The sequence below is a fragment of the Streptomyces spinosisporus genome, assembly GCF_022698145.1.
Classification (GTDB): domain Bacteria; phylum Actinomycetota; class Actinomycetes; order Streptomycetales; family Streptomycetaceae; genus Streptomyces; species Streptomyces spinosisporus.
On record NZ_JALDAX010000004.1, the window covers coordinates 172,965 to 198,011 of the forward strand.

A 25,047-nucleotide genomic window follows, 5' to 3' on the forward strand; every position below is an offset into this window, starting at 1 on the left:
CCGGAATAGTCCCTTTGGGAGTATAGGGCGGTGGTCGAGATGACCAGGACACTGCAGGTCGCCCCTTCGAACACCGAGCAGGCTCGGGCCTGGGACGGTGACGAGGGCGCCTACTGGGCCGAGCACGCCGACCAGTTCGATCTTGCGCTGCGTGGCTACCGGACACCCTTCTTCGAGGCCGCGGCGATCGGCCCGGCCGACCACGTACTCGACATCGGGTGCGGCACGGGCGAGATCACCCGCGAGGCCGCGCGCAGGGCGCCGGCGGGCCGTGCGCTCGGTGTGGATCTGTCGGCTGCGATGCTGCGATCGGCCCGGCGAAGGGCCGCGGCCGAAGGGCTCGCCAACGCGGAGTTCGAGCAGGCCGACGCCCAGATCCACCCCTTTGCGGAGCGGGAGTTCGACCTCGCGGTCAGCCGCACCGGAACCATGTTCTTCGCCGACCGTGCCGCCGCGTTCCGCAACATCGCCCGAGCCGTGCGGCCCGGCGGCCGTCTGGTGCAACTGGTCTGGCAGCCGCCGTCGCGCAACGACTGGTTCCTGGCCCTGACGGCGGGCATGGCAGCGGGCCGGGACCTGCCCGCGCCACCGCCGCAGGCGCCCGGGCCGTTCGCCCTGTCCGACCCCGATCGGGTACGTCCTCTGCTCGCCGGCGCCGGGTTCGCCGACGTGGCCTGCGAACCGCTCACCGCTCCCATGCACTTCGGAGCGGGAGCCGACGACGCATACCACTTCGTCACCGGACTGCTCGGCTGGATGCTGACGGACCTCGACGACACCGGCCGCGAGCGGGCCCTTGCCGATCTGCGCGCGACCCTGCGAGCCCACGAGACACCCGACGGTGTGCTCTACCCCTCGGCCACCTGGCTGATCACCGCGTCACGCACCTGAACACGGGGGATGCGGGGCCGTGTTGCGCGCACTCGCCGACGGGGTCAACTACCTCTCCGGATTTGAGGGAACGAGTGCGCGTAGTTCGTCGGCGTATGTGGACCAGGTGTCCTGGGAGAGGAAGTGGCCGACGTCTGGCAGGGTGCGCAGGCGGGCGCCGGGGATGGCTGCGGCGATGGCGTGGGCGGCGGATACGCGGAGCAGTGGGTCTTGTTGTCCGTGCAGCACCAGGGTGGGTGCGGTGATGTCGGCGAGCGGACCGCCGTGCCATTTCGCGCCGATCTGGCGGCTCTGTGCTTTCCGGTCGCGGAAGGCAGCGACCTGGTGCGCGGCCTCTCTGTCCACGAACTCGCGCACGTCGTCCTCGTCGATGCTCTGGCCGGGTGCGGCCAGGATGCGCGCGACGGCCGTGGCCAGGGCCAGGTTGCCCTGCGGGGTGTCGGGGTGACGCAACCTGGCGAAACGGGCCACGGACGCCAGGCGCAGGTAGCGCAGGACCGCCAGCCCCTTGGCGTCGCTGGGCACGGCCGCGGACGTAGTGAGGGTGTGCACGCGTTGTGGGTGACGGATCGCGATGCGCTGCGCCACGAGCCCGCCCATGGAGTGGCCGAACAGGTGGGCGCGCTCCCAGCCGAGCGCGTCGAGTACGGCGACCGCATCGTCGGTCAGATCCTCGGCGCTGTAGGCCGGGGGCGCGTGGCGCAGCAGGGCTGCGAACGGCGAGCCCTCACGCCGGTCGGGCAGGTGCGTGGACTCGCCGGCGTCGCGGTGGTCGTAGGCCACGACGTGGAAGCCGCGGTGGACCAGTTCCTCCACTAGCCTGCTTGGCCACCAGAAGCGCGACGTCCCCAGTCCCATCAGCAGGAGCAGCGGGTCACCGCCCGCGCCGCCGAGGTCCTCGAAGGCTATCTGGATCTGGCCGTTGTACGCGAAGCGCTGCATGGCGACTCCCCTTGATCGATCGCGAACGTCGTTCGCGAACACCGTACTCGGAAGGGTAGTGTGGCGGCAACGCAGGAGGTGACAGTGGCGGGAGAGCAGGAACCAGTGATCTGGCTACGGCCGGAACAGGCGCCGGTCGGACGTCCGGCCGAGCGCAGTCGCGCCGAAATCACCGCCGCCGCAGTGGAACTGGCCGACCGGGAGGGCCTGGACGCCGTCTCCATGCGCCGCCTCGCCGCGACCCTGGGCACCGGTGCCGCCTCGCTCTACCGCTATGTGTCCACCCGCGACGACGTGCTCGACCTGATGATCGACAGCACGGCCGGCGAATACGACCTGCCCGCGCCGAGCGGCGACTGGCAGGCGGGCCTCCTGGAGATCGCTCAGCAGGCCCGGCGGATCATGCGACGCCACCCCTGGCTGCCGATCCTGGTCGTCACGCGTCCTGCCCTCGGCCCGCACGGGATCGACCTGCTCGAGCACCTGCTCGACGTACTCGCCGATCATCCGGCTGAGCCCGCCCACAAGCTCGAGGCATTCGCCGTGCTGAACGCGCTGACCGCGCTGTTCGTCCAGAATGAACTGGCCGCGTCGGACCCCGGTGCCCAGCGCCAAATCGCCTATCTGCATCACGCGGCCACCGCAGGCACCCACCCCCGCATCGCCGCGATGCTCGCCGCCACCCGGCCCGAACAGACCTCCCACGACCGGTTCGCCACCGTACTCACCCGTGCTCTCACCGGGGTGCTGGGCTGACTCCAACCAGCGGGATGCGGGGCCGTGTTGGCAGGCAGAGACTGAAATCGGAAACACGATGGAAGTCGAGGAGGCGGGCCATGAACGCCACAGGATGGGGGGATCTGCGCGAGGCCCTGCGTGGCGAGGTGATCGGGCCCGAGGACCGGGGCGCGTACGAAGAGGCCCGGCAGATCTACAACGCGATGATCGACCGGCGTCCGTCCGGGATCGCGCGATGCGCCGACGTGGCGGACGTCAGGGCGACGGTCCGCTACGCACGTGACAACGGTCTGGAGATGACGGTCCGGGGCGGGGGCCACAGCGCCTGCGGTCTCTGCGTCGCGGACGAGGCCCTGACGCTGGACCTGTCGGGCATGCGCTGGGTGCATGTGGCCCCGCGGCCCGTACGGCCCGGGTGGGCGGCGGGGCGCAGCTCGGGGACCTCGACCACGAGACGCACGGGTTCGGGCTCGCCGCCCCGGCCGGAATCATGTCGACCACGGGGGTCGCCGGGCTGACCCTGGGCGGCGGGCACGGCTATCTGACCCGCAGGTACGGGCTGTCCATCGACAACCTGCTCGCGGTGGACGTGGTGCTCGCGGACGGCAGTGTCGTCACGGCGTCGGAGCGGGAGCACCCGGACCTGTTCTGGGCGCTGCGCGGCGGGGGCGGCAACTTCGGTGTGGCGACCTCCTTCGCCTTCCGGCTCCAGCCGGTGGACATGGTGGGGCTGGCGGTGACGCTGTGGTCGCCGGAGCACATCGGGGACGTACTGCGCTGGTACCGGGAGTTCCTGCCGGGGGCGCCGGAGGAACTGTACGGGTTCTTCGCGGTGCTGGTCGTGCCGTCCGAGCCGCCGTTCCCGGAGGAGACCCATGGGCGGAAGATGTGCGCGGTCGTGTGGTGCCACTCGGGGACGGCGGACGAGGAGCGCCTGGCCGAGGCGTTCGCCGTGGTGAACGAACCGGCCCCGCCGGCCTTCCACTTCACCGCGCCGGTCCCGTTCCCGGCCCTGCAGTCGCTGTTCGACCACCTCATCCCGAAGGGGCTGCAGTGGTACTGGCGGGGTGACCTGTTCGACGCGATACCGGACGGCGCGATCGACGTGCACGCGAAGTTCCTGGAAGGCATCCCGACGGACCTGTCGACGATGCATCTGTATCCCGTCGACGCGGCGGGATCGCGCGTGGGTGCGGACGACACGGCGTGGGCGTGGAGGGACGCGGTCTGGTCCGGTGCGTTCGGCGGCATCAGCCCGGAGCCGGGCGAGGCGGATCTGGTGCGGAGCTGGTGCGTGGACTACTGGAGCGCGCTGCACCCGTACTCGATGGGCGGGGGGTATGTGAACTTCCTCGGCGCGGACGAGGGCCAGGACCGTGTCCGTGCCACCTACCGAGGGCACTACGACCGCCTGGCCCGGGTGAAGCGGACGTACGACCCGGACAACTTCTTCCGCCACAACCAGAACATCGCTCCGGCTGCCGCCTGACCGGGGCTCCCGGCCGGAGGCTCCCGGCCGAGCACCGGACGGCGTCAGACCGGTGGTTCCGGCCCCCACTGCTCCGGCCCGACCCCCCGCCAGTCGATCCAGGCGGAGTGCGGCAGCTCCGCCGGGTCGACGTCCAGGCCCGCGCGGCGGAGGAACTCGGCGACGTCCACGAGGTTGTGGGCCAGGCCGAGGATCTCGCCGTCGACGCGTACGCGCCGGCCGCCGGAGGGGGACGGCGGGTGCACGATCACGCGAATCGGTCCGGACATGTCCTCAGGATCGGCCGGGACGTGCGGTCCCGCATTCCAGCGCGTCATCGGTACGGCCGCTCAGGCGCGTCCGGGTCCGGCCGCCCCAGGGCGCGCAGTTCCCACCAGGCCCCGGGGGTCGGGCGCCGATGCTGCCAGTAGGGGTGGAAGAAGAGCCGCGATGACAGCCGGTACAGGCGCCGGCGCAGTTCGGTGCGGCCGGGGCGCTCGGCGAGCTGCCGGTAGGTGGCGTTCCATTCCTGCTGGGTCCGGGTGAGGTCTGCGGGGAACGATCGCATGACCGAATTCAAGCATGTGTTCGATTTTTGAGTCCATCGACGCCACACGGCACCCACTGATGGCGGCTGGAGAGGAACATCCCGCAAACGCACCGCGGCGTTCGGCTCCGGTCCCTCCCCTCGTGGGGACCGGCGCCGAACGGTGCGGGCGGCCTGTCGGACTCGAGCGGCGTTGCGAAGACACCGGCGCCGAATGTTCGGCAACAGAAGCTGACCGAGAACCGTCGGCGTCGTGGACTGTGTCTGCGGGCGCTGAGCCGATGGCCTGCGCGGACGGCGGGCGGCGGTACGCCCCGTGCGTCGTGATCCTGCCAGCTGAGGCCTCCGCTGAGGAGATTGCGGCTCCGGTCCGGAGACTTAATCCGCAGGTCAGCCGTATAAAGTGAGTTTTCCGGTCCGGATGTTCAACGCGGGGGAAGTAGGGAGTGCAGGCCGTGGGTTCCGACTCTGGGGCACGTACGGCCTTCGCGGAGCGCCTCGCGCTGCTGTACAAGGAGGCCGGCAACCCGCCCCTCGCGCGCGTCGCCGAGGCCGTCGTACAACTGCAGCGGGTGGACGAGCGGGGGCGGCCCGTACGGGTCTCCGCCCAGCGGATCAGCGACTGGCGGCGGGCCAAGAACGTACCGGCCCAGTTCGCCGCCCTCGCGGCGGTGCTGCACGTACTGATCCCCCAGGCCCGGCGTGCCCAGCCCGCACCCGTCTCCGCCGGACTGTACGACATGGGGCACTGGCAGCGCCTGTGGGAGCACGCCGTGGCCGACCCGGCGGGCGAGCGTTCCGCGGCGGCCGCGGACCCGGAGGAGACACCACCGGGCGAGGTCCCGGCCGTTCCCAGTGTGTGTCCGTACCGCGGGCTCGCGTCCTACCGGCAGGAGGACGCCCGGTGGTTCTTCGGCCGGGAGCGGAGCACCAACGCCCTGGTCGAGCAGATCCTCGCGGCCGAGCGCACCGGCGGCCTGGTCATGCTCGTCGGCGCCTCCGGAGCGGGCAAGTCCTCCCTGCTGAACGCCGGTCTCGTGACGGCGGTGCAGGACGGCGCGCTCGGCGACGACGCCAAGCCGCGGGCCGTGCTGCAGCTCGTACCGGGGGCGGACCCGGTCAAGGAGCTGGCCCGGCGGATCCCCCCGCTCGCCCCCGTCCTGTCCGCGCCCAAGGACGAGGGGGAGGCGGACGCCGAGCGGTTCACCGGCGCCGTGCAGGACGCCGTCCGGGAGTGGGCCGACAGCGAGACGCCGGCGGGCGCGCGCCCCGTCGTCATCGTGGACCAGTTCGAGGAGGCCTTCACCCTCTGCGCCGACGAAACGGTCCGGCGGCGATACGTCCAGGTCCTGCACGCCGCGTGCACTCCCGCGGCACCGGACGAGCAGGCCCCCGTGCTCGTGGTCCTCGGCATCCGCGCCGACTTCTACGAGCAGTGCCTCGCCCACCCCGAACTGGCCGACGCACTGCAGCACCGCCATATGGTGCTGGGCCCGCTGACCACGGCGGAGCTGCGCGAGGCGGTCACCGGTCCCGCCAAGGCCGTGGGTCTTGAGCTCGAACCGGGGCTCGCGGAGCTGATCGTCCGGGAGGTGAGCGCCGACGGGCCCCGCGGGGCGCACGACGCCGGCGTGCTGCCACTGCTGTCCCACGCGCTGCTGGCCACCTGGCAGCGGCGCAAGGCGGGCCGCCTGACGCTGGCGGGCTACCGGGCCGCGGGCGGGATCCAGGGCGCGGTCGCCGCGACCGCCGAGCGTGCCTGGTCCAGCCTGGACCCGCCTGCGCGCACGGCGGCGCGGCTGCTCCTGCTGCGTCTGGTCCGGCTGGGCGAGGACACCCAGGCCACCCGGCGCAGGGGGACCCGGCGTCAGCTGGCGGACGAGTCGACCAACCCGGACAAGACGGAGGAGTCGCTGGAGGCGCTGGTCCGCGCCCGGCTGGTGACGCTGGACGCGGAGACCGTGGAGATCACCCACGAGGCGCTGCTGCATGCCTGGCCGCGGCTGCGCGACTGGATCGACGAGGACCGCAACGGCAATCTGCTGCGTCAGCGCCTGGAGGAGGACGGCCGGGCCTGGGAGGGCTCGGACCGTGACTCCTCGCTGCTGTACCGGGGGTCGCGGCTGGAGCAGGCGCACACCTGGGCGAAGTCCGCGGGCGACGGCGTCGACACCTTTCTGACCCGCAGCGCGGTGGAGTTCCTGGCCGCGGCGGTCAGGCTGCGCAGGCGCACGGTGTGGATCAGCCGCGCCGCGGTCTCGGCCCTGGTCGTGCTGGCGGTGCTGGCGGTCGGCGCGGCGGTCGTCGCCTGGCAGCAGCGCAACGACGCCGTGTTCGAGCAGGTGGTCGCGGAGGCCGACCGCGTCCAGTACAGCGACCCGTCGATGTCCGCCCAGCTCGACCTGGTGGCGCACCGGCTGCGGCCGGACAACAAGGACGCCGGCAGCCGGCTGGTCTCGATCGTGAACGCGCCGCTGGCCACCCCGCTGTCCGGGCACACCGGCGCCGTCTACCTCACCTCGTTCAGCCCCGACGGAAAGCTCCTGGCCACGGCCAGCTACGACCGGACGGTCCGGCTGTGGGACGTGAGCGACCGCAGCCGCCCCAAGGCGCTCGGCAAGCCCCTCACCGGCCATACGAGCTGGGTGAGCAGCGCGGTCTTCAGTCCCGACGGCCACACGCTCGCCAGCGCGGGCGACGACGGCACGATCCGGCTGTGGGACGTACGGGACCCGGCGCATCCGAAGGCGCTCGGCACGCCGGTGACCGGCCACACGGGCACGATCTATCTGATCGCCTTCAGCCCGGACGGGCACACCCTGGCCTCCGTCGGCGAGGACCACACCGCGCGTCTGTGGAACGTGACGGACCCGGCCCGGCCCAAGGCGCTCGACACCCTCAGGGGCCACACCGCCGCCGTGCGCTCCGTCGCGTTCAGCCCCGACGGCCGGACGCTGGCGACGGGCGGCGACGACGACACCGTACGGCTGTGGAACGTGTCCGACCCGGCGCACGCCACCCGGATCGGCACGCCGCTGAAGGGCCACATGGATCTGGTGCACTCCGTGGCCTTCAGCCCCGACGGCGACACGCTCGCCAGCGGCAGCGCGGACGACACCGTACGGCTGTGGAACGTGCGCGACCGGGCGCACGCCGCGCCGATCGGCACGCCGCTGACGGGTCACACCGGCCCCATCTGGTCGGTGGCCTTCAGCCCGGACGGGGAGCAGCTGGCCGCGGCGAGCGCGGACAGCACGGCGAGCCTGTGGAACGTGAGCGATCCGGCGTATCCCTCGCAGGTCGGCGAGCCGTTGGCGGGCAGCAGCGGCGAGATGTACGCGCTCGGCTTCAGCCCCGACGGCCGGACCCTCGCGACGGGCAGCGGGGACGGCAAGGTCCGCCTGTGGTCGATCCCGACGTCGGACATGATCGGCCGCACCGGGCGGTTCCGTCCGGACGGCAAGGTGCTCGCCACTGTCGGGCGCGACGGTGCGACCCGGCTGTGGGACGTGCAGACCCCCAGTCGGCCCGTGGCGCTGAGCAAGCCGTTCAAGAGCGCGGACGCCGGTGAGGAGACGGTGTTCTCCCCCGACGGCCGCACGCTCGCGGTGCTCACCGGCAACCGCAGGGTCTATCTGTGGAATGTCGCCGACCCGCGCCGGCCGGTCGCCCACCGCTCCCCCGTGGTGCTGCAGACGCGCTTCATGGGACCCGACGCGCTGGCCTTCAGCCCGGACGGGCGCACCCTGGCCACCGCCTACACCGACCACACCTTCCAGCTGTGGAACGTCGCCGATCCGTCTCATGTCACCGCGTACGGCCCGCCGCTGACCGGGCACACGGGCTACATCAACGCCCTCGACTTCAGCCCGGACGGCCATACGCTCGCCAGCGGCAGCGCCGACGGCACCATCCGGCTGTGGAACGTGACCGATCCGGCGCGCACCGCGCCGATCGGCGCACCGCTGCGCTGGCACTCCGGTCCCGTCAACGCGCTCGCCTACAGCCCGGACGGCCACACCCTGGCCAGCGGGGGCGACGACGACACGGTGCGGCTGTGGGACCTCACCGACCCCGCCAGGACGACCCGGCTGGGCTCGCCGCTCACCGGCCACACCGAGGCGGTCGTGTCGCTGACGTACAGCCCGGGCGGCCGCACCCTGGCCAGTGGCGGCAACGACAACACGGTCCGGCTGTGGAACGTGTCCGACCCCTCCGACGCGGGCCCGATCGGCCAGTCGATGAGCCCCAACGCCAAGACCGGCAACTTCCTTTCCTTCAGCCCCAGGAGCCACATGCTCGGGGTGTCCAGCGGAACCGACACCGTACGGCTGTGGAATCTGGACACCGACGACGCCGTCCGGCGCATCTGTTCGGCGACACGAGGGGTGCTGACGCCACAGAAGTGGCACGAGTATCTGCCGAGGCTTTCGTACAAGCCTCCGTGTGGTGACTAGCGCTCGGGACGCCCGCGAAGCACCACAACCGCCCAACTGAGCTTCGGCAAGGGCGAGTTGACCGGAAATCAGAGGCGTGAGAACGGCCACAACCGCGCGGGGAGCAGGGCCGTCGGCTCCCGCCGCGCCCCCGGCCTTGTTACGCTGGCATCAGCCCGATCGCTGGTGCATCCCCCGTCGCCAGCGGTCGGGCCTTCGCATGTCCGCCGCGGCCCCGAAAGGCCTCAGCTGCCGGCCGCGGCCAGCCACTGCGCGACCCTGCGCACCGTGGTCTCGTCGAGCCGCTCGACCAGCGCCTGTACGGCCGCCTCGTCGTCCGGCGCGAGATCGAACAGCCCCGCCTTGCCCAACCCGGCGAGCAGGACCTGCCGGCGGCGGGAGTCCATGCGTTCGGCCAGCACGCTGGGCTCCTTCGGGCCGTCGGTGGGCGGAGCTGGAGCGGGGGCGGCCGTCTCCGCGCGGGTGACGGTCGCGTCGAAGCGCTGCCACGCACCGTCCTTCGGACCCCACAGACTCACCGCGAACTCGCCGCCGCGCGCCCTGACCGTCTGGGCCATCTCACCGAGCGCGTACTGCACGGGAGCCCGGTGCGGCGACTCGGCACACACCTCCCAGGACACCGAGGAGGCCCGGTGGTACAGCGCGACCCAGCGAGGAGCCCCGCCCGGCTGCGGACTTGGGGGACGTACCGTCGTCTCCACCGCGTTCACCCCTTCGTTCACCTGTCGGAAGCCGCACAGCAGGGGACGGTAACTGACGGGTCGTCAGATCGCCAGGGGTGGAAGCGGATCCGACGGGCCGGGCCGGCCTCACTTGTTCCAGGACTCGTCGTACGGGTCCTTCGGCACCGGAACCGGTTTGGCCTCGGTGACCTGCAGATAGGGGATCGGGCCGTTGTTGACGGGGTCCTTGGTGCGGCGGGCGGTGTACGTGCCGGTCACCTCGAGCCACTTGTCCGGCTGCAGGACCGGGGGGATCTTCCCGGTCAGGGCGATCTTCACCGGCTGGGCGTCGGCGGCACAGCAGTTGAGGGCCATGCGGACCAGATAGGGGTGCCCTGCGCCGTCCAGCGCGACGAAGCCGGTGACGTCGAGCCGGCGGCCCTTGAGGGAACGGCCGTGGTCGTAGACCGCGCGCGTCGCGTAGTCGACCACGGTGAGGTGCAGCGGACCCGCGGCGGGCAGCTTGTCGTAGCCGTACGGCTGCTGCAGCGCCGTACCCGTGCGCATCGCGCTGTACGAGCCGAGAGCCGGCGGGGCGACCAGGATAAGAGCGAGGAGCGGGAGCACGAGGAGCCAGGAGACCCGGGGCTCGCGGTGGACGTGACCGTCGCCGTCCCCGTGGTCGACGCCCTCGTCGTGACGCCTTTTCGTGCGGCCGCGCCACTCGTACCAGACCGTCGCCAGCGCGGCCGCGATCAGCACCGCGCCGGACAGCAGCAACAGCGGCTGCAGTCCCGCCTTGACGTAGCGCAGATAGAGATCGGTGAAGCCCGCGTGCAGCAGGGCCGCGCCGAGCAGGAACAGGACCGCCGCCTGTGCCTGCCGGTTCACAGGAGCACCGCCCCGGTCACGACCGCGCCCGCGATCGCGAGGGCGAAGGTGGCGGGCGCGAACCGCAGGGCGAAGCCCCGGCCGAAGGTGCCCGCCTGCATCGCGAACAGCTTCAGGTCGATCATCGGCCCGACGACCAGGAACGCCAGCTTGGCCGTGAGCGAGAACTGCGTCAGCGACGCCGCCACGAACGCGTCCGCCTCCGAGCAGATCGACAGCAGTACGGCGAGAACGGCCAGCGCCAGGATCGCGACCAGCGGGTTGTCCGCGGCCGTACGCAGCCAGCTCGCCGGGGCGACCGCCTTGAGCGTCGCCGCGGCCATCGCCCCGATGACCAGGAAGCCGCCCGCGTGCATCACGTCGTGCCGCACCGAGTCCCAGAAGGCGGCGCCCTTGCCCAGGCCCTCGTGGTGCGGGCGCTCGGGCGGGCGCAGCCAGTCGGTGCGGCCGAGGCGCTGCCACAGCCAGCCCATCACACAGGCCACCAGCAGACTGGCGACGAACCGGGCGAGGACCATCTCCGGATCGCGCGGGAAGGCGACCGCGGTCGCCGTCAGCACGATCGGGTTGATCGCCGGGGCGGAGAGCAGGAAGGCCAGCGCGGCGGCCGGTGTGACGCCTCGCCGGACCAGCGCCCCGGCCACCGGCACGGACGCGCACTCGCAGCCGGGCAGCACCGCGCCCGCCACCCCGGCGACCGGGACCGCGAGCGCGGGACGCTTCGGCAGCGCGCGGGCGAAGAACGACGCCGATACGAACACGGCGATCGCCGCCGACAGCAGCACGCCGAGCACGAGGAAGGGCAGCGCCTGCACGAGCACGGCCACGAACACCGTCATCCAGCTCTGCATGACGGGCACGGCGAGCGCGCTGCGCAGGGGGCCCTGCAGCACGACCAGCACGAGGAGCAGCACGATCAGGGCGAGGGACTTGCTGTCGGCGGACCTCGCGTCGGCGGACTTCGCCCCGGCAGGCTTCGTCCCGGGTGATCCTGTGGGTGGGGTGGCCACCGGTTCGGGGCTGTCCGCCGTGGGCGGGGCTGCTTTGGTGATGGCCACGTGCGAGGTACCTCCGGTGGTACGACAAGGGCGCTGGTCTCCCACCCCTTCAGTACGGCGGGACCGCCGTGAACGTTCAGTGACCCTGCCGCCCGGTCGCTGGCACCACCTGTCCCGGTGAGGCAGTCTTCTCCCTCGTGGGGAGCGTTCCGAATCAAGGGCAGCCGGGCGACGACGGTTCCGCGCACATGGTCGTGTGCGGCGACGACGGACTGGCGCACCGGCTCGCCGCCGAACTGCGCGGTGTCTACGGCCAGCAGGTCACGCTCGTCGTCCCGCCCTCGGAGCGCGGCGTGCGGATGCCGGTGGTCGGGCGGGCCCGGGCGACCACGGCGGCGCTGCTGGACCGGGTGGTGAACGCGGCCGTGGGCCGTGCGAGCGGCACCACCACCGCCGAACCCATGGGAACCGCCCAGGTCATGGAGGCCGCCGAGCCGACCGAGGAGACGCTGGGCGCGGCAGGCGTGGAGCGGGCCGTCGCCCTGGCGCTCGTGTACGACGACGACGAGACCAACATCCGCGCCGCCCTCACCGCCCGCCGGCTCAACCCCCGGCTGCGGCTGGTCCTCAGGCTCTACAACCGCCGGCTCGGCCAGCACATCGAGGAACTCCTCGACCAGGCCGCCTCGTTGGCCGCGGGCGACGGGGACGGCTCCGGCTCCGACGCCTCCACCACCGTGCTGTCCGACGCGGACACGGCCGCACCCGCGCTCGTCGCCACCGCCGTCGCCGGTACCAGCAAGGTCGTCCAGACCGACGGGCTGATGCTGCGCGCGGTGGAACGGACGCCGATGGTCGGCCAGTTGGCCCGGCCGGGCCTGGCCACCCTGGCGGTGCTGTCCGCGGACAGCACCGAGAACGGCCCGGAGCAGGGACCGGAGCAGGGCCCGGACCTGCTGCCCGACGCGGCGGCGGTGCGGGCCGCGACCGGCCGCGGGACCGTCGTCCTGGAGCAGGTGTCCTACGCCGGGCCCGAACTACCGCCCGCCCGCGGCGCCGTGGCCTTCGCCTCGCTGTTCTCGCGGCGGCTGCGCTGGTCGCTGGCCGGTGTCGCGGGCTGCGTGCTCGCGCTCGCGGTGTCCCTGTGGCTGGTGACGGGGATGCATCCGCTGAGCGCGTTCTATCTGACGCTGCTCGACCTGTTCGCCATCGACGACCCCGCGATCGGGGCGTCCGTCGGGCGCAAGGTCCTGCAACTCCTGTCCGGACTCATGGGGTTGCTGCTGCTGCCGGTCCTGCTGGCCGCGGTGCTGGAGGCGCTGGGCACCTTCCGCACCACGTCCGCCCTGCGCAAACCGCCTCGCGGGCTCGGCGGACATGTGGTCCTCCTCGGGCTCGGCAAGATCGGTACGCGCGTGCTGACCCGGTTGCGCGAACTGCAGATCCCCGTGGTCTGCGTCGAGTCCGACCCCGAGGCGCGGGGGATGGCCACGGCACGGCGGCTGCGGGTGCCGGTGGTGCTCGGCGACGTCACCCAGGAGGGCGTCCTGGAGGCCGCCAAGATCAACCGGGCGCACGCCCTGCTCGCGGTGACCAGCGCCGACACGACGAACCTCGAAGCCGTGCTCTACGCCCGCTCCGTGCGGCCCGATCTACGGGTCGTACTGCGGCTGTACGACGACGACTTCGCCACCGCCGTCTACCGGACACTGCGGGCCGCCCATCCCCAGGCGTCCACCCGCAGCCGCAGCGTGTCCCATCTGGCCGCGCCCGCGTTCGCCGGAGCGATGATGGGCCGCCAGATCCTGGGCGCGATCCCGGTGGAGCGGCGCGTGCTGCTGTTCGCCGCCGTCGAGGTGGGCGGGCATGCGCAGCTGGAGGGGAAGACGGTCGCGGAGGCGTTCCGCCCCGGAGCCTGGCGGGTGCTGGCCCTCGACACAGCGGCCTCGGACGACCGGCGGGAGGAGCCCGCGGCGGAGGAGGCGTACGAGGACGCGCCGGGGTCGGGGCTGGTGTGGGACCTGCCCGACTCGTATGTGCTGCGCGGCTCCGACCGCGTGGTGCTGGCCGCCACCCGGACGGGACTGGCCGAGCTGCTGGGGCGCAGGCCCCGGCAGCGGACCGGGGCGTGAACCTGCGGCGCTGCGGCGGGCGGGCCGCGAAGGCGGGCCCGCCCGGCGCACGGACCTCACCCCAGGTGCCTCTCCGCGAACTCCAGTTCAAGCCGCACCTGCTTGATCCGCTCGTCCACGACCAGTGAGCCGTGTCCCGCGTCGTAGCGGTAGACCCCGTGGGTCGCGCCGCGGGCCTGAAGACGCTTGACGTAGTTCTCGATCTGGCGGATGGGGCAGCGGGGGTCGTTGACCCCGGCGGAGATGTAGACCGGGGCCGTGACCTCGTCGACGTAGGTCAGCGGGGACGAGGCCTCGAAGCGGTCGGGGACCTCCTCCGGGGTGCCGCCCAGGAGGGTGCGGTCCATGGCCTTCAGGGCCTCCATCTCGTCGTGGTACGCCGTGACGTAGTCCGCGACGGGTACCGCCGCGATACCCAGGGTCCACGCCTGCGGCTGGACGCCGAGACCGAGGAGGGTGAGGTAGCCGCCCCAGGAACCGCCGGTGAGGACGAGCCGGGAGGGGTCGGCGAGGCCCGATTCCACCGCCCACTCACGGACCGCCGCGATGTCCTCCAGCTCGATGAGGCCGACGCGGTGCTTGAGGGCGTCGGTCCAGGCGCGGCCGTAGCCCGTGGAGCCGCGGTAGTTGACGCGCACCACCGCGTACCCGTGGTCGACCCAGGCCGCCGGGCCCGCGGCGAAGGCGTCGCTGTCGTGCCAGGTCGGGCCGCCGTGGATGTCGAAGACCGTCGGCAGCGGACCGGTCGCACCGGCCGGCTTCTGGACCAGGGCGTGGATACGGCCGCCGGGGCCGTCCACCCAGACGTCCTCGACCGGCACCGAGCCCGGGGACTTCATGCCGGGTGGATCGAGGACGACCTCGCCGGTCGTGGAGCGCACCGCCGAGGGCTCGGCGGCCGAGGACCAGAGGTACTCCACGCTGCCGTCGGGACGGGCCGTGGCGCCGGAGACCGTGCCGGGCGGGGTGGGGACCTTCTCCAGGGCGTGGCCGGCGAGGTCGTAGCGGAAGAGCTCGCTGCGGGCCTCGAAGCTGTGCACGACGAGCAGGCCCGTGCCGTCCGGATACCACTCGGCGCTCACGTCGCCCGGCAGGTCCAGGGCGAGGTCGGTCTCCTCGCCCGTGGCCACGTCCCACACCAGGGGCTCCCAGCGGCCGCGGCGCTGGTGGCCGATGAGCAGGCGTGTGTCGCCGTCGACGGGGGCGAAGCCCAGGACCTCCAGGCCCAGCTCCTTCTTGCCGCCCTCGGTGTCGTCCAGCTCGGCGACCGCCGTGCCGTCCGGGCGCACGACGCGCAGGGCGGAGTGCATCGCGTCGCCGTGCTCCGTGTGCTCGATCGCGATCAGTGAGCCGTCGTGGGAGAGGTCGCCGACGCCCGCGGACTCGCGGTGGCGGTAGATCTCCACCGGGACCTCGCCGGCGCGGGCGAGGTGGATCGTCGTACCGTCCTCGTCGGTGGAGCGGCCCACGATCGCCGTGCGGCCGTCCCGGGCGAGAGCCAGGCCCGCGGGGTAGGAGGCGTCCAGGCCGGGCACGGCGAGGTCGTCCGCGCCGCCCTCAAAGGGCTGCCTGCGCCAGACGCCGAACTCGTCGCCGTCCTTGTCGTCGAACCACCAGATCCATGCGCCGTCCGGGCTGAGCACGCCGTCCGTCGTGCCGTTCGGCCGGTCCGTGACCTGGCGGCGGTCGCCCGTGTGCCGGTCCCAGGCGTACAGCTCGTACGTCCCTGTCGCGTTCGACACGAACAGGGAGCGTTGCGGTGCGTCCTGCGCCCAGTCGGGCAGTGACACCCGCGGCGCGCGGAAGCGCTTCTCCCAGTCCGGCATGTCCTCGTTATGCACCAGTTGATCCCGCGCATCGGACCCGTTGCTCTCAGTCATGACCCCATACTGCCTGCTCCCGCCGACAGTCGGCGGCCGGGATCCTCAGCCTGTGGACAACTTCTACCGCTCCCTTACCCGGCGGGCTCCGGCCGGACCGGCGACCCCTCCCCGATCAAGGCGTTTGCCCAGGTCGGAGCCGATTGTCAGGGGCGGGGTGCAGACTGTGCGACATGACCGATCTGCGCAAGACAGTCGAGAGGTTCTGGGCCGCCGCCGAGGCCCGGGACTGGAGCACCTTCGCGGACACCCTGGCCGAGGACGTCGTCTACACGCTGCCGCAGACCCGCGAGCGGATCACCGGCCGTGAGCGGTATGTGGAGTTCAACCGCGAGTATCCGGGCGACTGGCACCTGAGGATCGAGCGCATGGTCGCCGAGCCGGGCCAGGTCGTGAGCTGGGTCCACTTCACGGTCGGGCTGGAGGAGATGTACGGGATCTCGTTCTTCACCGGCGAGGACCGGATCACGTCCATATCCGACTTCTGGCCCGAGCCGTACGAACCCCCGGCGGGCCGGGACCACCTCACCGAGCGGTACTGACCCCGCAGGCCGCCCCTGCAGGGCCGCGCCGTACCTTTGTTGGTGTGTACCGGTTTCTGCTGACGCGCCGCTGGTGGGGGATCAACGTCTTCGTGCTGCTCGCCATCCCCTTCTGCATCTTCATGGGGACCTGGCAGCTCAGCCGGTTCGAGGGCCGGGTGCAGGACCACCGCGAGGCCGACGACCAGGTCACCGCCGACCAGCACGAGGCGGCCCGCCCGCTGCGCGAGCTGCTGCCGGTGGACAAGGCCACGTCCGGCCGCCAGGTCACCGCGACCGGGCACTACGGCAGGCAGCTGCTCGTCCCGGACCGCGAACTCGACGACCGGCGCGGGTACTACGTCCTGACGCTGCTGCGCACCGACGGCGGGAAGGCGCTGCCCGTGGTGCGCGGCTGGCTGCCCGGTTCCGCCGACACCGCGAAGGCGCCCGCCCCGCCCGCCGGTGAGGTCACCGTCACGGGCGCGCTGCAGGCCTCCGAGACACCCGGGGACAACGGGGTCAGCGCCCAGGGCGGGCTGCCCTCCGGGCAGACCGCGGCGATCAGCTCGGCGTCCCTGGTGAACCTCGTGCCGTACGACCTGTACGACGCCTGGGTCACGCTGGACAAGGCCGACAGCGGGATGAAGGCCGTGCCCGCCACGGCACCCGCCGGCTCCGGCCTCGACCTGAAGGCCTTCCAGAACCTCGGCTACACCGGCGAGTGGTTCGTCTTCGCCGGCTTCGTGGTGTTCATGTGGTTCCGACTACTGCGCCGCGAGATCGAGTTCGCCCGGGACGCCGAAATGGGGCTGACGCCGGAGGCAGCGAAACAGACGAGCGTCACCGTCTGACACGGGCCGGGGTCGGCTGTCGCCGGGCCGATGACTGGTAGACGCGCGGGGCGCCAGGTGCCGCGCGCTGACGCCGGGCCGGGTACCAGTGACGCGGGCCGGGGCTGGTCGGCGCGCGGGCCGAGGGGAACCGGCTGCCGCGCGAGCCGAAGGGACCCGCTGACGCGGTCGGCCGGCAGGCGCGGACCGGGACCGGTCGACGCGCGGGCCGGGAGAACCCGCTGACGCAAGAGCCAGGGAGCCCGGGGCAGGGAGCCGCTGACGCGAGCCGAGGGAGCCCGCCGACGCGCGCGCCGCAAGGACCCTGCTGACGCCGTGCCGGGGACCGGCCGGCGCCGGGCCGGGGAACCGCGGAACCGCTGACGCGAGCCAAGGGGCCCCGCTGGCGCGCGAGCCGAGAGGTCCCCGTTGACGCCGGACCGGGGACCTGCCGGTGCGGTCGGCCGGGCGGCGCGGACCGGGGCCGGTCGGTGCTCGGGGAGGACCCGCCCACGCAAGGCGAAGGAGCCCGCTGGCTCCGCGCCCGGGACAAGCCGGTGCGGGCGGGCGGTGGGATCAGGTTCCGGGCAGTATGCCGGTGTAATAGACCGTTCCCGCGCATGCCCCGGAGATTGTTGCCGAGACCGTGGGGGAGCCTGCTTCGGTTGTGTGGGAGATGGTTACGGTGCCGTCCGTCGAGCCGTCCTGGCGCATCAGTTGTGTGGTCAGACCGCTCTCGGTGCCGGTGGAGGTGGAGCCCGCGCTGTTGCCGGTGCCCTCGGTCGGGGTCGGGGTGCTGGTGGGGCCGCCGTCGCCGGTGCCGCCGTCGCCGCCCGAGGGGGTGCAGGACGCCGAGGGCACCCAGGCGAACTTCACCTCGTAGGCCGCGCCCGGCTGCAGCAGCAGACCGGTGACCTCGGTGGACGGGTCGGGCAGTCCGGCCGCCGCGTCCCCGGACACATGCCGCTGCGCACCGACCTTGGTGGGGTCCGCACTGCCCTGGGCGAGCACGCTCACGGTCCCGGGCCCGCCGACGCTGCAGGGCGTGGTGGAGATGTTGACGACCCGGAAGGTGCCGTAGACCGTGCCGCCGGAGTCGGGGGCGTTCTCGAAGTGCGTGGGCGAGCCGAGCTGTTCGGCGGCGCACACGGACGCGCCCGCCGCACTGCTGGCCGCCGGGCCGGTGCCCGCGCTGCTGCCCGTGCCCGGAGAGCTGCCCTTGCCCTTGCCGTCGCCCTTGTGGTCGCCCTTGCCCTTGTCCGTGGCCTTGCCGGAACCGCCGGCGGTGGCGCCCTCAGTACCGTCTGCTTTTCCCTGGCTCGCCCCGCCCTGCGCCTGCGAGGCCTGCCCGGCCACGGACGGGTTGACGTCGGAGCCCGTGGCACCGGAGACATGCAGCAGGGCCGGGACGGCGGTGCCGATGAACAGGGCGGCGGCCGCCATGCCGACGGCTGCCTGCCGCTTGCGGGCGCGCCGTGCGGGCACGGCCCGCCGCAGGTGGTCCAGCGCGCCGTCGCGCGGCTCGACCGTCTGCACCGCCTGGTGCAACATCCTGCGCAGGGCCAGCTCGTCCGAGTCGAGCCCGCTGTCGGGGCTCTGGTCGTCGGGGCCGTCGTTCACAGTTCCGTTCCCAGCGTGCGGTTGCGTGTGCTCTTGCTCGTGGCGCTCGTGGGACTCGCGTCCCGGGCGGTCCTTGCTCATGCCGGCGCCTCCATCGCGATACGGAGCGCCGCGATGCCGCGGGAACCGTACGCCTTCACCGAGCCCAGCGATATCCCGAGCGTCTCGGCGACCTGGGCCTCGGTCATGTCCGCGAAGTAGCGCAGCACCAGGACCTCGCGCTGGCGGCGCTGCAGGCCCTTCATCGCCTTGATCAGGGAGTCGCGCTCCAGCTGGTCGTAGGCCCCCTCCTCGGCGCTCGCCATGTCGGGCATCGGCTTGGAGAGGAGCTTCAGGCCCAGGATGCGCCGGCGCAGCGCGGAGCGGGAGAGGTTGACGACCGTCTGGCGCAGGTACGCGAGCGTCTTCTCGGGGTCGCGGACCCGCTTGCGTGCCGAGTGCACGCGGATGAAGGCCTCCTGGACGACGTCCTCGCAGGAGGCGGTGTCGTCGAGCAGCAGGGCGGCCAGGCCCAGCAGCGAGCGGTAGTGCGCGCGGTAGGTCTCGGTGAGGTGGTCGACGGTGGTGCCGGCCGCCGCGGCGTCGTCGCCGGCGTACTCGGCGCCGTCGCGCTGGTTCGGGATGCGGGTGGGCCGCGCTGCGGGCATGGGCGCGATCACCGGCATGCCACCGGGCGTACCGGGCATGCGGGGTCGGACGCGGGTCGCCGCGGAGAAGTCGAGTACTTGGGCCACGTCAGTTGGACACGTTTCCCCCCGTCGGGGTTGTACGTGCCACGCGTCACTTTTGCGGCGCGCACAGCATCCCCCTGTCTCGCCCCAGGCGGCACAGCCGACCGTGCGTCGAACGCCCTCATGCGTACCCGCTCTTCCCCATGTCTTCCTGACGACCGGGACGTCCCCCTGTCCCGTACCGCATCCCCGCACCCCCGAAGGGCGTTCGCAAAGACGCTCCCCGCCCTCCGCGCGGTTGCGGAGAACGGGGAGGAAAATCTTCGGATGCCCAGCGGCCTCACAGCAAGTGGTCCGGACCTTCGACCGGATCACACCTTAGAGCGTCTCACCCGAACTCGGCCGCCACCAGCTCCGCGATCTGCGCGGTGTTCAGGGCCGCGCCCTTGCGCAGATTGTCGCCGCAGACGAAGAGTTCGAGCGCCGTCGGATCGTCGAGCGCACGCCGCAGCCGGCCCACCCAGGTGGGGTCGGTGCCCACGACGTCGGCGGGCGTGGGGAACTCACCGGCGGCCGGGTCGTCGCACAGGACGACACCAGGAGCCGTGGCGAGGATCTCCCGGGCCCTGTCGACCGTGACCTCGCCCTGGAAGCGGGCGTGGACGGTGAGGGAGTGCGTGGTGACCACCGGCACCCGTACGCAGGTCACCGCGACGGGCAGGTCGGGCAGACCGAGAATCTTGCGGGACTCGTCCCGCACCTTCATCTCCTCCGAGGACCAGCCGTCCTCGCGCAGCGACCCGGCCCACGGCACGACGTTCAGCGCGACGGGCTCCGGGAAGGGTCCGGTGTCGTCGCCCACGGCCCGGCGCACGTCACCGGGGTTGGTGCCCAGCTCCGTGCCGGCCACCAGCGACAGCTGGCGGCGCAGGGTGTCGACGCCGGCCCGTCCGGCCCCGCTCACCGCCTGGTACGAGGAGACCACCAGCTCGCGCAGCCCGAACTCGGCGTGCAGCGCGCCCAGGGCCACGATCATGGACAGCGTCGTGCAGTTGGGGTTGGCGATGATCCCTCGGGGTCGCAGCCGCGCCTTGTGCGGGTTGACCTCGGGCACCACGAGCGGCACCTCGGGGTCCATCCGGAAGGCGCCCGAGTTGTCCACCACGACCGCGCCCTTGGCGGCGGCGATGGGCGCCCAGTGCGCGGAGACCTCGTCGGGCACGTCGAACATGGCGACGTCGACGCCGTCGAGGGCCTCCTCCGTGAGGGCCACCACCTCGACCTCCTCGCCGCGCACGGCCAGCTTGCGGCCGGCCGAACGCGGTGAGGCGATCAGACGGATCTCGCCCCAGATGTCCGCGTGCTGGGACAGGATCTGGAGCATGACCGAGCCGACGGCCCCGGTCGCACCCACGACCCCGAGCGTCGGGCCGGCGCCTGCCGTCACCGTCCCGCCCGCCTCGCGGCGCCGGTCATCGCCCGGTGCCCCCGTAGACCACGGCCTCGTCGCTGTCGGAGTCGAGGCCGAAGGCGCTGTGCACGGCGCGCACGGCGTCGGGGACGTCGTCGGCGCGGGTGACCACCGAGATGCGGATCTCGGAGGTCGAGATCAGCTCGATGTTCACGCCGGCGTCGCTGAGGGCCTCGAAGAAGGAGGCCGTGACGCCCGGGTTGGTCTTCATACCGGCGCCGACGAGCGAGATCTTGCCGATCTGGTCGTCGTAGCGCAGGGAGTCGAAGCCGATGGCCGTACGGGCCCGCTCCAGGGCGTCGATGGCCTTGCGGCCCTCGGTCTTGGGGAGGGTGAAGGAGATGTCCGTCAGGCCGGTGGAGGCGGCGGACACGTTCTGCACGACCATGTCGATGTTGATCTCCGCGTCCGCGATGGCGCGGAAGATCGAGGCGGCCTCGCCCGGCTTGTCCGGGACGCCGACGACCGTCACCTTGGCCTCGGAGGTGTCGTGGGCGACACCCGAGATGATGGCCTGCTCCACCTGCTGTTCCCCTTGCGCTTGCGTCTTCTTCACGAGTGGTGTGCTGCTGACCCAGGTGCCCTGCAGTCCCGAGAAGGACGAGCGCACATGGATCGGGATGTCGTAGCGGCGGGCGTACTCCACACAGCGGTGGAGCAGCACCTTGGAGCCGGACGCGGCGAGCTCCAGCATGTCCTCGAAGGCGATCCAGTCGATCTTCTTCGCCTTCTTCACCACACGCGGGTCGGCGGTGAACACACCGTCGACGTCGGTGTAGATCTCGCACACCTCGGCGTCGAGGGCCGCGGCGAGCGCCACGGCGGTGGTGTCCGAGCCACCGCGACCCAGGGTCGTGATGTCCTTCTTGTCCTGGCTGACGCCCTGGAAGCCGGCGACGATGGCGATGTTGCCCGCGTCCAGCGACTGCCGGATCCGGCCCGGCGTGACGTCGATGATCCGGGCTTTGTTGTGGACCGAGTCGGTGATGACGCCGGCCTGGCTGCCGGTGAACGACTGGGCCTCGTGGCCCAGGTTTTTGATCGCCATGGCCAGCAGGGCCATGGAGATCCGCTCTCCGGCGGTCAGCAGCATGTCGAACTCACGCCCGGCAGGCATCGGGGATACCTGCTCGGCGAGATCGATCAGCTCGTCCGTAGTGTCGCCCATCGCGGAAACAACGACGACCACCTGGTGGCCGTTCTTCTTCGCTTCCACGATCCGCTTGGCGACGCGCTTGATGCCTTCGGCATCGGCTACGGAGGAGCCTCCGTACTTCTGCACGACAAGGCCCACGTGCGCTCCTCGCTCGTCCGTCTGTGCTCTCGGAGACCGTCGATACGCAAGCGCACCGCGGTCGCTTCAGTCTATCGAGCGCCCGGAATCGACCCGAGTGGAACCACATGGTGAGATCCGGCGCTCAGCACGTCCCTGCCCGCCCTGCCGGTGATCACTCCGTAAAGTGCGCCAGGTCACCCGCTGCCGCTCTGCGCAGCGATTCGGTGACGCTGAGTTGCTGCTGCCCACACCCTCCCCCCGACCATCGAAAACGTGCAGGCTGCCTACGTGACGACGGACGTACTGCTGGCGGGGATCGTGCTGCTCGGCTCCTGTGTGCAGTACCTGACCGGCATGGGGTTCGCTCTGGTCTGCGTCCCCGCGCTCGTGCTGCTGCTCGGACCGGCCGAGGGCGTCGTGCTCGCCAACTGCGCGGCGGGGGCCATCAGCCTCGTCGGGCTGAGCGGCGGCTGGCGGCGCGTGCGGCCGGGTGCGATGGTGCCGTTGTGCGTGGCCGCGGCGTGCACGGTGCCGGCCGGGGTGTGGCTGACCCGGCGGCTCCCCGAGCCCGACCTGATGCTGGTGATGGGCACGCTGGTGACGGTCGCCGTGCTGCTGGTCCTGCGCGGGGCCCGGGTGCCCGCCCTGCGGGGCACGAAGGGGGCGCTCGCGGCGGGCGCGGTCGGCGGCTTCATGAACTCGGCCGCCGGGGTGGGCGGCCCGCCGATCTCCCTGTACGCCGTCAACGCGGAATGGACGGTACGGGAGTTCGTCCCCAACGCCCAGTTCTACGGCGTAGTGGTGAACGCCTTCTCGATCACGGCGAACGGCCTCCCCCACCTCACGACCCCCCGCTGGACCTGGATCGCCACGGCCCTGACAGCAGGCGCCCTCACGGGCCACGCCCTGTCCCCCCGAATCCCCGAAAAACGGGCCCGCGCACTGGTGCTGACACTGGCCCTGGCGGGGGGCATCACGGCGGTGGGCAAGGGAATCTGGGGCCTGTGAACCCGCCACACCCAGCCGAGGCCCGCCAACTCCTCTGCCGATTGGGCATGTTGTCCTAGGCTGACGAATCCGACACGTACATGACACCGAGGACAGCGCCGTGGATGAAGCAACGGATCTGATTCGCGCTCTGACCGGGCTGGCGTGGCCCGTGTTCGCCGCCTGGGTCGTCTGGCGGCTGCTTCCCGAGATCCGGCACGTCCTGGAGAAGCGGGCCTTCAGCCTCAGGGTCGGGAACAACGAGCTGACGGTGCAGCAGTTCTCGGACGAGGTGGTGAAGACGACCGCGGAACTACAGCATCAACTCGCATCACAGACCGGTCGGCACGAGACCGGGCAACGGCCGCAAGAGGTGCTGCACAGGATCCTCTGGGTCGACGACAAACCCTCCAACAATGCCTACGAGGCAGGGCAGTTGCAGGCTATGGGGGTGGAGGTCGTCCAGAGAACATCCACCGACGAGGGCCTACGGGCCCTGCAGCGCGCGCCTTTCGATGCCGTGATCTCCGACATGGGGCGCGCCGAACCCGGAGGGTACGACCCCGAGGCCGGGATCAGGCTGATCGAGCGAATCCGGGAGACGGATCGCATGACGCCGGTGTTCGTCTACGGGAACGCCGGTGCGATGGACCGTCGGGACCAGGTGGCCGATGCGGGAGGCACCGGGATCACGCAGTCGCCGACGGAGCTCTTCGCGCTGTTGGGGCAGGTCGGGCGGTTTCCGAGGGCGGTCGGCTGATCGTCGTCGGGGCTACTTGCCCGTCTGCACCCCCAGCGGCCCCGCGATCTCCTCCTGCATGACCTTGCCGGCCTCGAATTCGAGGGTTTCGTCGCCCATGCCCTGGTCGGTGTCGAGGCCGTCGAGTTCGGCGAGGGGCTGGTTGAGGCGGACGTGGGCGACGACCGACTGGAGGGCGCGCAGGGTGGCGGAGGCGGTGGAGCCCCAGTTGGAGAAGTAGGAGAACTGCCACCACCACAGGGCCTCGGTGGTGCGGCCCGCGCGGTAGTGGGCCATGCCGTGGCGCAGGTCGGTGATGACGTCGGTCAGATCGTCGGAGATGCGCGCCGGGACCGGGGCCTTGCGCGGCTCGTAGGGGTCGAAGACCTCGGAGTAGACGTCGATCGGGTCCAGGAGCCGGGCGAGGTTCTCGCGCAGTTCGTCCACGTCGGGGTCGGGGCCCGTGTCGGCCTCGTAGCGCTCGTCGGGGACGATGTCCTCGTGCGCGCCGAGCCGGCCTCCGGCCAGCAGCAGCTGGGACACCTCCAGGAGGAGGAAGGGGACCGCCGAGTCCGGCTCGTCACCCTTGGCCACCTCGCTCACGGACACGAGGAAGCTCTCCACCTGGTCCGCGATCTGAACCGCGAAGTCGTCCGGGTCCGGGGACGTGGCGTGCAGCTTGGCGTCAGACATCTAGGAGTCGTCTCCCCTCGAAGGCGCGGCCGAGGGTGACCTCGTCCGCGTATTCCAGGTCGCCACCCACCGGGAGGCCGCTGGCCAGGCGGGTGACCTTGAGGCCCATGGGCTTGATCATGCGGGCGAGGTAGGTCGCGGTGGCCTCGCCCTCCAGATTCGGGTCCGTGGCCAGGATCAGTTCCGTGACCGTACCGTCGGCCAACCGCGCGAGAAGTTCCCGTATACGCAGGTCGTCGGGTCCGACACCCTCGATCGGGCTGATCGCTCCGCCCAGGACGTGGTAGCGGCCCCGGAACTCACGGGTGCGCTCGATGGCGACCACGTCCTTGGGCTCCTCCACCACACAGATGACGGCGGGGTCGCGGCGCGAGTCGCGGCAGATGTTGCACAGCTCCTCCTGCGCGACGTTGCCGCAGGTCGCGCAGAACCTGACCTTGGCCTTGACCTCCATCAGGGCCTGCGCGAGCCGCCGTACGTCCGTCGGTTCCGCCTGCAGGATGTGGAAGGCGATCCGCTGGGCGCTCTTGGGACCGACGCCGGGCAGCCGCCCCAGTTCGTCGATGAGGTCCTGCACCACGCCTTCGTACAACGGACTGCCGTCCTTCCTGGGGTTCCTTCAGTACGTAC

Annotated in this window: 21 protein-coding genes and 1 pseudogene; 9 read left to right on the top strand and 13 right to left on the bottom strand. The window is 71.9% G+C overall.

Features of this window, described 5'->3' with window-relative positions; all coding sequences use genetic code 11:
• Positions 1–39 precede the first annotated feature (39 nt).
• Positions 40–891: a class I SAM-dependent methyltransferase gene (locus MQN93_RS12260; protein WP_242709501.1), complete on the top strand. Its 852-nt coding sequence runs from the start codon at positions 40–42 to the stop codon at positions 889–891.
• A gap of 48 nt (positions 892–939) precedes the next feature.
• Here the strand turns inward: MQN93_RS12260 and MQN93_RS12265 are convergent, their stop codons facing one another.
• Complete coding sequence (locus MQN93_RS12265) at positions 940–1,833, bottom strand: alpha/beta fold hydrolase (protein WP_242709502.1); 894 nt, start codon at positions 1,831–1,833, stop codon at positions 940–942.
• Positions 1,834–1,917: 84 nt separating this feature from the next.
• On the opposite strand from MQN93_RS12265, the gene MQN93_RS12270 reads away from it, so the two are divergent.
• Positions 1,918–2,589, top strand: coding sequence for a TetR/AcrR family transcriptional regulator (locus MQN93_RS12270; protein WP_242709503.1), 672 nt, complete (start codon positions 1,918–1,920; stop codon positions 2,587–2,589).
• A gap of 80 nt (positions 2,590–2,669) precedes the next feature.
• A pseudogene (locus tag MQN93_RS12275) lies at positions 2,670–4,060 on the top strand (FAD-binding oxidoreductase).
• Positions 4,061–4,104: 44 nt separating this feature from the next.
• Here the strand turns inward: MQN93_RS12275 and MQN93_RS12280 are convergent.
• Entirely contained in the window at positions 4,105–4,329 is a 225-nt protein-coding gene (locus MQN93_RS12280; protein ID WP_242709504.1) for a hypothetical protein, read from the bottom strand.
• Between the two features lie 44 nt (positions 4,330–4,373).
• Positions 4,374–4,607, bottom strand: a complete 234-nt coding sequence (locus tag MQN93_RS12285; protein WP_016437287.1) for a DUF8825 domain-containing protein — start codon at positions 4,605–4,607, stop codon at positions 4,374–4,376.
• A gap of 434 nt (positions 4,608–5,041) precedes the next feature.
• Between MQN93_RS12285 and MQN93_RS12290 the strand changes: the two genes are divergently transcribed.
• The gene (locus MQN93_RS12290) at positions 5,042–9,043 is read left to right on the top strand and encodes an nSTAND1 domain-containing NTPase (RefSeq protein ID WP_372504343.1); all 4,002 of its coding nucleotides are present in this window, start codon (positions 5,042–5,044) and stop codon (positions 9,041–9,043) included.
• A 224-nt stretch (positions 9,044–9,267) separates the two neighbouring features.
• On the opposite strand, the gene MQN93_RS12295 is transcribed toward MQN93_RS12290, so the two are convergent.
• From MQN93_RS12295 to MQN93_RS12305, 3 genes are all read right to left on the bottom strand, one after another.
• Positions 9,268–9,744 carry a hypothetical protein gene (locus MQN93_RS12295; protein ID WP_242709506.1) on the bottom strand — a complete coding sequence of 159 codons (477 nt, stop codon included), beginning with the start codon at positions 9,742–9,744 and terminating at the stop codon, positions 9,268–9,270.
• A gap of 108 nt (positions 9,745–9,852) precedes the next feature.
• Positions 9,853–10,596 carry a TIGR03943 family putative permease subunit gene (locus tag MQN93_RS12300; protein ID WP_242709507.1) on the bottom strand — a complete coding sequence of 248 codons (744 nt, stop codon included), beginning with the start codon at positions 10,594–10,596 and terminating at the stop codon, positions 9,853–9,855.
• Positions 10,593–11,654: a permease gene (locus tag MQN93_RS12305; protein ID WP_242709508.1), complete on the bottom strand. Its 1,062-nt coding sequence runs from the start codon at positions 11,652–11,654 to the stop codon at positions 10,593–10,595. The genes MQN93_RS12300 and MQN93_RS12305 overlap by 4 nt, the downstream gene beginning before the upstream one ends.
• A 188-nt stretch (positions 11,655–11,842) precedes the next feature.
• On the opposite strand from MQN93_RS12305, the gene MQN93_RS12310 reads away from it, so the two are divergent.
• Positions 11,843–13,726, top strand: coding sequence for an NAD-binding protein (locus MQN93_RS12310; protein WP_242709794.1), 1,884 nt, complete (start codon positions 11,843–11,845; stop codon positions 13,724–13,726).
• A gap of 56 nt (positions 13,727–13,782) precedes the next feature.
• Here the strand turns inward: MQN93_RS12310 and MQN93_RS12315 are convergent, their stop codons facing one another.
• Complete coding sequence (locus MQN93_RS12315; protein ID WP_242709509.1) at positions 13,783–15,606, bottom strand: S9 family peptidase; 1,824 nt, start codon at positions 15,604–15,606, stop codon at positions 13,783–13,785.
• Between the two features lie 173 nt (positions 15,607–15,779).
• Here MQN93_RS12315 and MQN93_RS12320 point away from each other — a divergent pair, with 173 nt between their 5' ends.
• Together MQN93_RS12320 and MQN93_RS12325 are read left to right on the top strand one after the other, a co-directional pair.
• Complete coding sequence (locus MQN93_RS12320) at positions 15,780–16,148, top strand: nuclear transport factor 2 family protein (protein WP_016437280.1); 369 nt, start codon at positions 15,780–15,782, stop codon at positions 16,146–16,148.
• A gap of 44 nt (positions 16,149–16,192) precedes the next feature.
• Entirely contained in the window at positions 16,193–16,981 is a 789-nt protein-coding gene (locus MQN93_RS12325; protein ID WP_242709510.1) for an SURF1 family protein, read from the top strand.
• Positions 16,982–17,536: 555 nt separating this feature from the next.
• On the opposite strand, the gene MQN93_RS12330 is transcribed toward MQN93_RS12325, so the two are convergent.
• The 4 genes from MQN93_RS12330 to MQN93_RS12345 form a co-directional block, all read right to left on the bottom strand.
• Positions 17,537–18,661, bottom strand: coding sequence for a hypothetical protein (locus MQN93_RS12330; RefSeq protein ID WP_242709511.1), 1,125 nt, complete (start codon positions 18,659–18,661; stop codon positions 17,537–17,539).
• The gene (locus tag MQN93_RS12335) at positions 18,658–19,266 is read right to left on the bottom strand and encodes a SigE family RNA polymerase sigma factor (RefSeq protein ID WP_016437277.1); all 609 of its coding nucleotides are present in this window, start codon (positions 19,264–19,266) and stop codon (positions 18,658–18,660) included. The genes MQN93_RS12330 and MQN93_RS12335 overlap by 4 nt, the downstream gene beginning before the upstream one ends.
• 373 nt (positions 19,267–19,639) lie before the next feature.
• Positions 19,640–20,698, bottom strand: coding sequence for an aspartate-semialdehyde dehydrogenase (locus MQN93_RS12340; RefSeq protein ID WP_308404294.1), 1,059 nt, complete (start codon positions 20,696–20,698; stop codon positions 19,640–19,642).
• 25 nt (positions 20,699–20,723) lie between these two features.
• On the bottom strand, positions 20,724–22,016 hold the full coding sequence (locus tag MQN93_RS12345) for an aspartate kinase (RefSeq protein WP_016437275.1): 1,293 nt from the start codon (positions 22,014–22,016) through the stop codon (positions 20,724–20,726).
• Positions 22,017–22,352: 336 nt separating this feature from the next.
• Between MQN93_RS12345 and MQN93_RS12350 the strand changes: the two genes are divergently transcribed.
• Both MQN93_RS12350 and MQN93_RS12355 read left to right on the top strand, forming a co-directional pair.
• Entirely contained in the window at positions 22,353–23,006 is a 654-nt protein-coding gene (locus tag MQN93_RS12350) for a sulfite exporter TauE/SafE family protein (RefSeq protein WP_242709796.1), read from the top strand.
• A gap of 100 nt (positions 23,007–23,106) precedes the next feature.
• Positions 23,107–23,745 (top strand): response regulator, encoded by a 639-nt coding sequence (locus tag MQN93_RS12355; protein WP_242709512.1) that lies wholly within the window; start codon positions 23,107–23,109, stop codon positions 23,743–23,745.
• Positions 23,746–23,757: 12 nt separating this feature from the next.
• On the opposite strand, the gene MQN93_RS12360 is transcribed toward MQN93_RS12355, so the two are convergent.
• Both MQN93_RS12360 and recR read right to left on the bottom strand, forming a co-directional pair.
• Entirely contained in the window at positions 23,758–24,417 is a 660-nt protein-coding gene (locus MQN93_RS12360; protein WP_242709513.1) for a DUF5063 domain-containing protein, read from the bottom strand.
• Positions 24,410–25,009: a recombination mediator RecR gene (gene recR / locus MQN93_RS12365; protein WP_016437272.1), complete on the bottom strand. Its 600-nt coding sequence runs from the start codon at positions 25,007–25,009 to the stop codon at positions 24,410–24,412. Before recR ends, MQN93_RS12360 begins: the two co-directional genes overlap by 8 nt.
• Positions 25,010–25,047 lie beyond the last annotated feature (38 nt).